The organism is Deltaproteobacteria bacterium, assembly GCA_009929795.1.
GTDB lineage: Bacteria > Desulfobacterota > Desulfovibrionia > Desulfovibrionales > Desulfomicrobiaceae > RZZR01.
Genome location: RZZR01000075.1, coordinates 1 through 12,442, shown reverse-complemented (window position 1 = coordinate 12,442; position 12,442 = coordinate 1). Strand labels below are relative to the sequence as shown.

General features: G+C 60.0%; 8 protein-coding genes. 7 read left to right on the top strand and 1 reads right to left on the bottom strand.

Annotated elements, in window-relative coordinates; genetic code table 11:
• Nucleotides 1-98: 98 nt before the first annotated feature.
• The 7 genes from EOM25_09125 to EOM25_09095 all read left to right on the top strand — a co-directional run bounded on the left by EOM25_09125 (nt 99) and on the right by EOM25_09095 (nt 10,708).
• Nucleotides 99-1,142 carry an HDOD domain-containing protein gene (locus EOM25_09125; GenBank protein ID NCC25344.1) on the top strand — a complete coding sequence of 348 codons (1,044 nt, stop codon included), beginning with the start codon at nt 99-101 and terminating at the stop codon, nt 1,140-1,142.
• Nucleotides 1,143-1,146: 4 nt separating this feature from the next.
• Nucleotides 1,147-1,677, top strand: coding sequence for a bifunctional pyr operon transcriptional regulator/uracil phosphoribosyltransferase PyrR (gene pyrR / locus EOM25_09120; protein NCC25343.1), 531 nt, complete (start codon nt 1,147-1,149; stop codon nt 1,675-1,677).
• A gap of 143 nt (nt 1,678-1,820) precedes the next feature.
• A complete protein-coding gene (locus EOM25_09115) occupies nt 1,821-4,952 on the top strand; it encodes a hypothetical protein (GenBank protein NCC25342.1) in 3,132 nt (1,043 codons plus the stop codon).
• Nucleotides 4,925-5,851, top strand: a complete 927-nt coding sequence (locus EOM25_09110) for a phosphate/phosphite/phosphonate ABC transporter substrate-binding protein (protein NCC25341.1) — start codon at nt 4,925-4,927, stop codon at nt 5,849-5,851. The genes EOM25_09115 and EOM25_09110 overlap by 28 nt, the downstream gene beginning before the upstream one ends.
• Nucleotides 5,844-7,922 carry a PAS domain S-box protein gene (locus EOM25_09105; GenBank protein ID NCC25340.1) on the top strand — a complete coding sequence of 693 codons (2,079 nt, stop codon included), beginning with the start codon at nt 5,844-5,846 and terminating at the stop codon, nt 7,920-7,922. Before EOM25_09110 ends, EOM25_09105 begins: the two co-directional genes overlap by 8 nt.
• Before the next feature lie 232 nt (nt 7,923-8,154).
• Nucleotides 8,155-10,242 carry a thiosulfate reductase gene (locus EOM25_09100; protein ID NCC25339.1) on the top strand — a complete coding sequence of 696 codons (2,088 nt, stop codon included), beginning with the start codon at nt 8,155-8,157 and terminating at the stop codon, nt 10,240-10,242.
• 10 nt (nt 10,243-10,252) lie between these two features.
• On the top strand, nt 10,253-10,708 hold the full coding sequence (locus EOM25_09095; GenBank protein ID NCC25338.1) for a 4Fe-4S dicluster domain-containing protein: 456 nt from the start codon (nt 10,253-10,255) through the stop codon (nt 10,706-10,708).
• 204 nt (nt 10,709-10,912) lie between these two features.
• Here EOM25_09095 and EOM25_09090 read toward each other — a convergent pair whose 3' ends face one another.
• Nucleotides 10,913-12,115, bottom strand: a complete 1,203-nt coding sequence (locus EOM25_09090) for a right-handed parallel beta-helix repeat-containing protein (protein ID NCC25337.1) — start codon at nt 12,113-12,115, stop codon at nt 10,913-10,915.
• Nucleotides 12,116-12,442: the final 327 nt, after the last annotated feature.

Below are 12,442 nucleotides of genomic sequence, written 5' to 3'. Positions count from 1 at the left end.
CCCTCCCCCAGCCTCGTTTCCCGCCGAGACGGATCGGATCGACCGTTCTTGCCTTTACCCGCTCTTCCCCCTATCCTTCGCCTTCAAGGAGCGCCAACATGACCACCCTTCTGGACACCCTGGCCCCGGACAAACGGGCCGCCATCGAGGCCATCGCCTCCGACCGCTTTCGGGCCGCTGACCTTGGCCACCCCCTGGCCTCTTTTCTCTATGAAAAGTCCATGGAGACCATGGCCCGTGAAAACATCTGGCAACGGCCGGAACCGGACGCTTCGGCCACCGGCCGGAAACGCAGCCCTTCCGGGGCGGCCGAACTGGCGGTCCGGGACATCTCTCTGCCCACCATTCCCCAGGTGGGCATCGAGCTGCAAAGGGTCCTCGAAGACCCGTCGAGTTCGGCCACGGACCTTGCCCGGGTCATCAGCATGGACCCCAAGCTGACGGCCTCGGTCCTGCGGATGGTCAACAGCGCCCTCTACAATCTCCGCCAGCCAGTGGAGACCGTGCACCGGGCCGTGGCCGTCCTCGGCACTCATCAGATATCCAGCCTGGCCCTGGGCACCCTGCTCCTGAACCTGTTCAAGAAAAACCGGCCGGCCCCCCTCGATCTGAACCGATTCTGGAAACACAGCGTGGCCTGCGGGGTCATTGCCCGGGCCATGGCCCGGACCGCCGGGCTGGAGGACCCCGAACGCTTCTTCGTGGCCGGGCTGCTGCACGACATCGGGCGCATGGTCATCATGACCGAGGAGCCCGAGGTCTACCGCCAGGTGGTCCAGATGGCCGAGGGCAGAAACATCTCCCTCTACGATGCCGAACGCCAGATTCTCGGCTACGACCACGCCAAGCTCGGCGGGATGATTCTCCGCAAATGGCGGTTTCCCCTGAGCCTGGTCTCGGCGGTCATCTACCACCACAGCCCCCAATTCAGTGTCCAGCATTCCACGCCCCACGTCATCCATCTGGCCAACATCTCGGCCAAGGTCCTGGGGCTGGCCCCCACGGACACCGAGGTCATCGAGCCCCTCTATCTGGCCAGTTGGGAGAGCCTGGGCATCGAGGTCTATCAGATCGCCGATTTCATGGACACCTGCCAGGACGAGATCAACCAGATATTCAACGCCCTGATACCCGAGGTCTAGAACCATGGCCTCACCCAAGGAATCCCTCAACGGGCTGGATATCCGCAGAACTCTGGAACGGCTGGTCTGCGAGATCCTCGAACGCGTCCCCCAAGAGGACGATCTGGCCCTGATCGGCATCGAACGCCGCGGGGCCGAACTGGCCGCCCGCATCCAGGGCATGCTGGCCGAACGTCTTGGCCGCCCTTGCGACCTGGGCCGGTTGGACATCAACCTCTACCGGGACGACTGGACGACTCTGGACGTCACCCCCCGCCTGAATTCCTCGCGTATTCCCTTTGCCGTCGACGGCCGCCCCCTGCTCCTCGTGGACGACGTCCTCTTTTCCGGACGGACCGTGCGGGCCGCCCTGGAAGCCATCCTGGACTACGGCCGCCCAAAATGGGTCAAGCTCCTGGTCCTGGTGGACCGGGGACACCGCGAACTGCCCATCCAACCCGACTTCGTGGGCAAGATCATTCCCACGACCAGGGACCAGCATGTCGACGTGCACGTCAGCGAACTCGACGGCCGCGACCAGGTCGTTGTTTCCTGATACCTCCGACCCTCTTTGCGCTTCATCAGCAAATAGGCCAAGCCTCGGCCCGGATTTCGATCGATCCGCGACGGCCCGGTATTCTCGATCTTCATCCGTCTTCGTTGACAGACTGCCATGACCGCTGACATCGTGCATTCGTCATGAGCGCTTCTCAGCCCCCATCGGCCCCCGATACGAACGCCCTTCCCGGCTGGCTGTCCCGGTTCTTCTTCGACCGCCGGGACCACGAGCTTCTGGGCATCGTCAACGACGTCCTCGAACAGAAAAACCGCAGCCGGGGCGACTTCAAGCGTCTCCTGGCCCCCCACCTCCATCCCCACGGAATCAAGGAGATGGCCGCGCCCCGGGGCCTCAGGATCGCCTATGCCGTTCTCAAGCTTCTGGAATCCCTTGAGGTCGGCCAGGCCGAGGACCGGCTCAAGGCCTTGACGGCCCTCAGGGACGAGGTCGTCACCGCCGGCGGAACCGATCTGCCCCTGAACACGGCCAGGGCCCTGCTCCAGATCATGAAGGAGCTTGTCCGGGCCAAAGACGACCGCCTCCTCCAGCTTCGCCTGGCCAGGGACTTCCGAACCACGGCCCTGGGCAGGCCCCGTCTGGTCCGCCGCCAGCTCAAAAACTATCACCTCCTGGAAATGCCCGAGGAATGGAATCAGGTCGTCTTCGACGACCATGTCCACGATGCCAACACCAAGGGACGGAAATCCGCCACCCACTTGGTCATGGACGCCTGGATCAAGGGCATCCGGGAATTGACCGTGGTCTACTACAACCATGTCCAGCCCGAGGCGGCCTCGGAACTTTTAGAGGCCGGGGCCGTCATGGACATCAAGGTCTCCATCGGCATCGAGCTTTCGGCCCGGTTCTGGGACCGCTACGTTCGCCTCATCTGGACCCCCAACGCCGCCAGAAACACCCAGACCTTCCTGAACTTCCTGGCCGATCCCGACATGGCTGAATTCACAGCCGAATGTGTCCGGGTCGAGGAGTATCGGGAGCGATACGTCTTCGACGTCATCGACGCCTTCAACATCGATCACCTCCCGACCGTCAACGACCATTTCGGCGTCGATCTCCCCCGCCTCTCCAGGGACGACTTCAAGGCCTACGTGGGCGCCGGACGTCCGTCCCTGCTCCACCTGGCCAGATTCATCCACGACGCCCTGATGAAGGAGTTTCGGCTCCGCCTGGAGAAACTGCGGCCCCAATTCGCCAAGTCCGACCCGAACCGAAGGACGGAAATCCAGGGCCTGGTCAGAGAAATGAACCTTCTGGACTCCGGGGAAATTATCAGGCGATGGCTGAGTTCCGAGCAGAATCCGGGCCTGCGCAATCCGTTCCGCCCCCCGGGGCCCGACGAGGAAAACCACGCTCCGGACCTCCTGCATCTCGGTCCCAAGGAACTGGCCTCCAGATTGCGAAAACTCCACTCAAGCTTCGAACTGACCCTGGTCATGGACAACATCTGCACCCAGGACGCCCTGGAGATCCTCTACGACTGCGAAGGCTTTATCACCCATCTCGAGATCTTCAACCTCAAGACCTACGTTTCCGGAAACCAATCCTGCCCCAACGACTGGAGCGAGGCCAACGAACTCCAGCGGGCCCTGAACACCGGCAACGTGACCGTTCTCAAACGTATTCTCCAGGACATACTGACCAGCTTCGACTACCCTCCCCTGAATGAGACCATACCCTGGGACCGCAAGGTCAAATTCGTCGAAATCCTCTTCGATCTCGACGGATTTCGGAACATCTACCGCCACCGCAAGCTTGGAACCCGCCTTGGCAGCAGTTCCACCGGACAATCCCGGCATCTTTACGGCATGGGTCTGGCCGTTCTGGAAACCCTGCCCAGACCGGTGCAAAGACGGCTGGACCGGGACTCCGAGCGAATTCTGCCCATCCGGGCCGAAACCATGATCAAGAGTACCGCCCGGGCCAAGCACAGCCCAGACATTCTGGTCAACTGGATCCAGAAGAAACTCCGCCGGATTCCCCTGCTGGAGCATTTCGGCTACACCCACCACAAGACCTGGGAGCCCGGTCAGTTCATCATGGACCCAGAGATCGGGGCCAATCTCGTGGCCATCGGTGGCATCAGCAAGGCCCCTGACAACGGCCTGAGCATTAGACCAAAATCGGCCGGGAGCCAGCGGACCAGGCTCCATCCCCGCTACCTGAACAGCGGTCTGAAAAACGCCCTCAAGGTCATGCTCGGATTCGCCCCGGCCTTTGCCACCTTCGCCCTGACCAAGGACTGGTGGCTCCTGGCCTATTTCGGAGCTGTCATCTGGTTCGCCATCACCGGCCTGCGCAACATCATCCAGTCCGTCCTGGGCGGTGGAGGTCTTCGCCGCTCGCCGTTGCTCCGCTGGAACAGCTACGTCAGCTGGGAACGACTGACCGACTCTCTGCTCTACACCGGTTTTTCAGTCCCTCTCCTAGACTACGTGGTCAAGACCGTCTTTTTGGATCAAAACATGGGCGTAACCACCTCGACCAGTCCGGTCATTCTCTATACGGTCATGGCCCTGGCCAACGGCATCTACATCACCACCCACAACATCTTCCGGGGCCTGCCCCGGAGCGCGGCCTTCGGCAATTTCTTCCGCAGCCTGCTCTCCATCCCCCTGGCCCTGGCCTTCAACGCCGTGACCGGGGGCCTGCTGGTCATGGCGGGACTGTCCGCCGTTGACTCCATTCTCCAGAAATGGGCCGCCATCATCTCCAAGCTGGCCTCGGACTGCGTGGCCGGTATCATCGAGGGCTACGCCGACCGTCTAAAAAACATGGCCCAGCGCGAGATCGACTACCACGCCAAGCTCCGGGGGCTTTTCGACGCCTACACCACCCTGGAACTGCTCTTTCCCGAGACCAGCGTTCTGGCCATGGTCGAATCACCCCAGCAGCTCATGTGCATCCTGAACACCGAGGAACAGGGGCTGGAGAAAATCATCATCATCCACTCCCTGGACCTGCTCTATTTCTGGATGTATCAACCACGTGCCAGAAGCGTTCTCAAGAAAATCCTGAAAACCATGGCCGAGGAGGACCGTCAGGTCTTCATCCGGTCCCAGGGCATTCTCATGCGTCACCGCGACATCAGCCAAATGTTCGTCGACGGCATTGTCGGAAAGAACTTCTCCAAGGCCCTGTCCTTCTATCTGGACCGGTCGGCCGAATATCTCGACGCCATGCAAAAACTCGGCGTCAAGTACCAGTCTCCATGGAGCACACATCAATGGCGTGGATACCGAGAATCATCCTGATCCTAGTCCTGAGCCTCCTTCCGGCCTGTGGCGAAGACGGCCCCGTCTACAGGGTCGACCTGGACAAACGCCAGGACATGCCCCTGCCCAAACCCGAGCCGACCATCACCTACGCTTACCTCCCCCAGTACTCCCACACGGTTTCCTTCCAGCGTCACCACGCCCTCATCGAATACCTAAACCGGGTCACCGGCCTTCGAATCCGCCAGGTCTTCCCGGACACCTTCGAGGACCACATCTCCATGCTCGGCCAGGGCAAGATCGACATCTCCTTTTCCAATCCCTTTGCCTTTGTCCGCATGGCCAAACTCTACGGGGCGGTGGCCTTCGCTCGCATCCTCGAATCGAACGGCAAGCCCGACTTCTACGGGGAGATCATCTGCCGGGCCGACAACAAGGCCATTGAGACCATCCAGGACTGCCGGGGCAAGACCTGGATCGCCGTGGATCCGTCATCGGCCGGCGGTTATCTCTATCCGCTCGGATTCTTTTACGATCACGGCCTAACCACCAAGGACTTCGCCGAGATCGCCTTTGCTCCCGGCCCCGGAGGCAAACAGGAAAAGGTCGTCCTGGCCGTGTACGCCGGCAAGTACGATATCGGGTCTGTCCGGGACGGCACCTTGGATGTTGTGGGAGACAAGGTCGACCTGAACATGATCCGGGTCCTGGCCCGCAGCGAAAGTTACCCGGGCTGGCTCTACGCCCATCGCCGGGACCTGCCCCCCGAAGTGGTAGACGCCGTCCGGGAGGCCCTCTTGACCCTCGACCCCGACACTCCCGAACACCGACTGATCCTGGAGCAGGCAGGCTTCAAGGGGATCATAGAGGCCGACAACGCCGACTACGAACCCGTGGAAAGGCTCATGCAAAAACTGGGGTTGAAGTCCAATGATTGACCATCGGGCCAGATTCAGCCGCCTCAAATTCAAGACCAAGGTCACCCTGGGCATTGCCGCCATTCTGGTCGTCTTCGGCATCCTGCTCGGCGCCCTCCTGAGTGGCATTGCCGCCGACTCCCTGCGTGAGGAAAATCGCAAACGGGGCGTGGCCATTACCGTCAATTTGGCCAAACGAGTTACCGAGTCGCTCCTTGCCTCGGACTTCCTGCGGATGAAAACCCTGGTGGACGAAATACGCGAACATTCCGACAATGTTATGTATGCCTTTGTTTGCGATTCCGCCGGGCACGTTCTCGTCCATACATTCCAGGGAGGCTTCCCGACCGATCTCCTGAGCATTCCGACCGAAAAGAACTCCGGCTCGGTCCAAATCCACGTCGTCAGAACCACCCAGGGCATGGCCTACGATTTCACCGCTCCGGTCCTCATCGACGGCAAGGACATCGGCCAGGTCAGGCTCGGCCTGTCCTGGGCCCAAATCAACCAGGCCGTCCGCAGGCTGGTGGCCATCAGCTTCGCCTCCACCTTCGCCGTTGTCCTGGTCGGCATGGGGCTGGGATCCTGGTTCGCCGGAACCATCACCCGTCGCATCGGCAAACTTCGGGACTCGGCCGACGACGTCATCAAGGGCCAGCTGAACACCCAGACCGGACCAATTCTGGCCCAAAACTGCTGGGAATTGATGAATTGCAAGCTGACCCAATGCCCGGCCCACGGCGATGTTCGCCGCCGCTGCTGGCTCATGGTCGGCACCGGAACACGGGCCGAGGATCGCATCGCCTGCACCGAGGACTCATGCTCGACCTGCCCGGTCTACCGATGCCACGCCGGAGACGAGTTACAGGACCTGGCCGAGGCCTTCGACGTCATGGCCGTGGCTCTCGAGTCCCATATCCTGGAAATCAGCGCCAGCCAGAAGACCATGGCCCAGCAAAAGCAGATTCTGCGGACCATTCTCGACGTCACCCCCGACTTCGTCGCCCTGCAGGACCGTGAACTTCGGTATCTGGCCGCCAACAAAGCCTTTTGCCAGTATTTTGAGGTCACCGAGGAAAATATTCTGGGCAAGACCGATTTCGACATCTTTTCCGAACGCCAGGCCGACCTGAACTATCACGAGGACCGCCAGATCCTCCAGACGGGAGTTTCCCTTTCAAAAGAAATCCGGGTCTCGGGCAAGAAGGGAGTCCGCTGGTTCCACGTGGTCAAGGTCCCGGTCTATGACGGCAGCGAAATTTCCGGTCTTCTCCTCACGGCCAGGGACGTGACCGTGGTCAAGCAGTACCAGGAACAGCTCATCCATTCACAGAAGATGGAGGACCTCGGCCGACTGGCCGGAGGAGTGGCCCACGAAATCAACACCCCCCTGGGCATCATCCTCGGCTACGCCCAGCTCCTGATCGAGGATGTCCCCGAGGGATCACAGATCCGTGAAGACCTCCTGACCATCGAGAAGCAAGCCCGGGTCTGCAAGAAGATCGTGGCCGATCTCCTTGGCTTTTCCCGGAGCACCGACACCACCAAGACCGAGATGGAACTCAACGACTCCATCCGGGAGGTGGCCTCCCTGACCTCCCATACCTTCGGCCTGAGCCGCATCCAGGTCCATCTGGACCTGGACGAGAATGTCCCGCCAGTCCAGGGAGACAAGGAGCGCCTCAAACAGGTCTGGATGAACCTCATGAACAACGCCGCCGACGCCGTGGGCGGGAACGGCCACATCGTCGTCGGCACCAAACTCTGCGCCCACCGCCGCCGAGTGGTCATTTCCGTGGCCGACACCGGCCAGGGCATCGACGAAAAGGTCATGGGCAAGATCTTCGACCCCTTCTTCACCACCAAGGAGGTCGGCAAGGGCACCGGCCTCGGCCTGTCCGTGTCTTTCGGGATCATCAAGGATCACAATGGACGAATTTCTGCCCAGAGTCCGGTTCCCGAACGATTCCTCGAGATCGTTCCCTTTGAGGAGCGCTCTGACGCCGGACCCGGAACGGTCTTTCTGGTTGAACTCCCCCTCTGGCAAGGCAAGCTTCCTGACGAGGAATGCGAGCTCATGGCCGAGGTTTGAGGCTAAATCCACCGAGCCACGTCCCCTTTTGATACAAGCTGTGTCTGAGATTTTTCTTCCAATAAGCGACCTTCGTTCCTGTCTCGTGAAAAATATATCATGTGCGGACATGTTTACAATTCGAGACCCCAACGGCTAAGATTGGTAGAAATATCTGATCACAATGTGGTCGTGGAGCGGTCGTTCGAGACCGATGTCGACGAGCTCCACCAAAACTACAAGGGAGAGTGCCATGTCCGCATCCAAAACAGTGTTCAGCGTCTGCGGTATGTGCACCGTGCGCTGCCCGATCCAGGTGGATGTCCTGGAGGGCAAGGCCGTGCGCATCCAGGGCAACGAATTTTCCGGTCTCAAGGGCGGCCTGTGCGCCCGGGGCGCAGCCGGGATTGCCCTGGAACAGGACCCGGAAAAACCCCAGACTCCCCTCATCAGGGCCGGGAAAAGAGGCGAAGGCAAATGGCGGGCCGTGTCCTGGGACGAGGCCCTGGACCATGTGGCCGACAAGCTCAAGGAAATCATGGCCAAACACGGCGGCCGGTCCGTGCTTTGGTCCGACCGGGGAGGGCCCTTTCCCGACCTGCACCAGGCCTTCATGCGCGCCATCGGCTCCCCCAACTACTGCAACCACGACGCGTCCTGCGCCCGCAACGTCCAGCACGGGGCCCAGTCGACCATCGGGGTCGGCCGCAAGGGGGTCGCCTATGACCTGAAGAACGCCAGGCACATCATCCTCCAGACCCGCAACATCATGGAGGCCATCAACGTGGCCGAGGTCAATTCGGTCCTGGACGGCATGGCCGCCGGGGCTAAATTGACCGTCATCGACATCCGGGGCACGGTCAGCGCCAGCAAGGCCGACAACTTCTTCATGATCCGACCGGGCACCGATTACGCCTTCAATCTGGGCGTCATCCATGCCCTGATCTACGAAAATCTCTACAACAAGGAGTTTGTCGACCAATTCGTGGATGGGTTCGAAACCCTCAAGGAATTCGTCAAGCCCTACACCCCCCAATGGGCCGCGGCTGAAACCGGAACCTCGGCCGAGGCCATCGTGGATCTGGCCCGCCAACTGTCCGAGGCCGCCCCAAGCGTGATCTGGCATCCCGGGTGGATGGTGGCCCGCTACACAGACTCTTTCCAGGTCTGCCGCACGGCCTACATCATCAACACCCTGCTCGGGGCCATCGGCGCCAAGGGTGGTCTGCCCTTTGTCAACACGCCCAAGGATGTGGGCCGCAAGGGCCTCAAGAAACTGGCCGATCTCTTTCCCAAACCCGAGGAAAAGAGGGCCGACGGCGTGGGCTGGAAATATCCTCAATTCGATGCCGGTCCGGGCCTAGTCAATCTGGCCTACGACGCAGTCGCCACCGGCGAACCCTACCCGGTCAAGGCCTATCTCTGTTTTCGGCACGACCCCCTCATGGCCATGCCCGATCCCGAGGCCCTGAAAAAGAAATGGGAAGGCCTGGACCTCCTGGTCAGCATCACCTTCTCCTGGTCGGACACGGCCTGGCATTCAGACGTGGTCCTACCCCTGTCCACCTATCTGGCCCGGGAAAGCATCATCGCCGGTAAGGCGGGGCTCAAGCCCCAGTTTTTCGTCCGCAAACGGGCCCAGGAACCGACCTTCGACTCCAGGGCCGACTGGGAAATCATCTGCGGGCTGGCCAAGCGTCTGGGCCTTGACCCTCTGGCCTTCGAGCGGATCGAGGACCTCTGGAACCACCAGCTCCAGGACACGGGAGTGACCATTGCCGACTTCGACGCCAAGGGCTTTGTCGAGCTGGCCGACAAACCCCTGTACCGGCCCATGGCCGAGATCAAGCTGCCCACGCCTTCGGGCAAAATCGAAATGCTCAGCGGCAAATGGTCCAAGGCCGGCCACAACACCTTGCCTCCCTACTCATCCCCGAAACTCCCGCCCCAAGGCATGTTCCGCATCGCCTTCGGCCGAGTCGGCGTCCACACCCAGGGACACACTGTAAACAATCCGCTCCTGGCCGAACTGATGCCCGAGAATCTAGCCTGGATCCACACCACCCGGGCCGAGGATCTGGGAATTGCCGATGGCGATCTGGTCGAGGTCTTTTCCTCATCCGGGACTTCAGGGCGGATCAAAGCCTTTGTAACCGACTGCATTCATCCGGAGGCCCTGTTCATGGTCCACGGTTTCGGACATCATCTGCCGCCGGAATCCAGGGCCAAGGGCAGGGGCGCGGCCGATCACGAACTCATGTCCGGAGGCTTGGAGTGCTGGGATCGGGGCGGAGGCGGCCTCTCCATGCAGGAACATTTTGTCGGCGTGCGCAAAGTCTAGGAGGACGATCATGAGCATCTACAGAATGAAACTGGACAAAAAGCGCTGCATCCATTGCAAGGCCTGCGAGGTCCACTGCAAGGTCAAGAACAACAATCCCGTCGGCATCAAGTACGCCGTCCACACCTCCTCCGGCCCGGAACTGAAGGACGGCAAGATCGTCCTCAAAGCCAGCTACCGATGCTGCTTTCACTGCGACGATCCGGCCTGTGTCGAGGCCTGTCCGACCGGAGCCATGGTCAAGCGCGAATCCGACGGACTGGTCTTCGTGAACACCGAACTCTGCGACGGGTGCCAGGCCTGCATCGAGGCCTGCCCGTGGCATATACCGGTTCTGTTCGAGGACAGGAATGTGGTCGGCAAATGCGACTTCTGCATGGATCGCCTTGATGCAGGCCTTGAACCTGCCTGCGTCACGGCCTGCACCACCCACGCCCTGACCTTGGAACGAAAAAAGAAGAAGTAACTCTGACCGTGAGTGACAGTCCACAAGGCTGGGAACCAAATGACAAAGGCCCCCGGACCGATATGGTCCTGGGGCCTTTTCACTGGCCTTGAAAAAAAACGGGCGAGACCCGCCGTCATCACCACCCGGTCATCTTCAAATCAAAAGCCGTGTTCCGTCTTGTCAAAAAAAAACTCTCATAAACTCAGCTTGTTTCCCATCTTTCTATTCCGGGGCGTGATTTGTCCCCAACGTCGATCCAGAGGCACTGATGTTTGAATACGCCCCTTCGGATTGGTTGTTGTCCGTGGCCACGTTTTGATCCAATAGGCAATTCGGGGAGTAAAAGCCGTGGTTGCCGTTATTTCGGGCGCTGTTGTTCACAAGCGTCGAGCCGGATCCCCCCGAACCAGAAAAACCAGTTTCTCCGTTTTTATATGCGGAATTGCCGGTGAGTGTGGACCCGGAATAATAATTAAACCCATGGCTACCATTCAAATATGCCACGTTACCTCTGGCCGATGAACCATGGCCGATAGAAAACCCGACATCTTGGTTCTGACTACTGACGCTGTCCACAACGCTGCTACCCGTGCCAGACCCGATACCCTTACCGTTCTCCATTGCACGACATGATTGGACCAAATTTGATGTTCCTGAAAGCGAAATTGCACTATCGCCACAATTCCTAATCGATACATTGACGACCTGAATCTTGCCGAATCCGTAAGAAGCATGGGAGCTTGGACCGACGATACCATACCTTCCAAAAAATTTGATCGCCCCGTTCTTGATGACGGTCTCCTTTTTCACGGCGATTCCATCGTTCGCCCCGGTGCTATTGCCCGGCCCCCGCAGGGTGAACCCCTTGAGGTCGATGGTGACCCCGTACCCCTGGCAATCTATCGCCGGTTCCGTTGTTGAGGTACTTTCAAGGTTTCCGGTCAGATAATAGTAGCCTGGCCGGTAGATCGTGAACGGCACATGGGTGATCGGAATCCCTGCCTGTTCCTGGTCGGAGCGATAGACCGTGGTCGAAAATCCCCCTTGGGCGGAGTTGCCGAAAAAGACCGTGACGCTGATCTGGGCCCGGCCCGGGTGGGAGATGACCATCCAGAAGCGCTCGGGCAAGGCCCCCCCGAAAATGCCTTCAACCACATTCACATAAAAGGCTTGGGCCGCGAGGATGCCGATGTCTTTGGAGCCCAGAAGGGTCCCGTTCTGAGCGTAGAAATCAACGGTAATGGCCTCGGTGGTCTGGCCGTCGGCCAGGTCGACGTTGGTGACGGCCACCCCCGTCCACCAGCCGCTGCCCGTTGCCGCATAGGGCACGACCACCTCCGCAGCCATCGAAACCGATGACATTGCAGTCCACAGACCCAACAGGGCCAGCCCAACGCACTTCAGCACAGCATTCGTCCTCTTCATGTCCGCATCCTCCTGATTGATGCCTTCGGGGTCCTTCGCCCCGCCTTGTTAAAGACCCTGCCGCTCACCGGAAAACCAACCAGAAGCATGCAGGCCCTTGAAGTGCCGGATTAACGGTCTATCGGGCCAAAAGAATAGTTACAATCATGCCCCGGGGAACACGTGCTGTCAACTCACCAGGCGAAAACACCCCGCTCCCTATCTCGAAAAGAAAAAAGGCGGGAGCAAAAACCCCCGCCTTTGCAAGCATCAAAACGAATCAATGATCACCATCCGGTCATCTTCAGGCCGCTGATCATCTCAGGGCCCTGCAGGCTGACAAAAAGA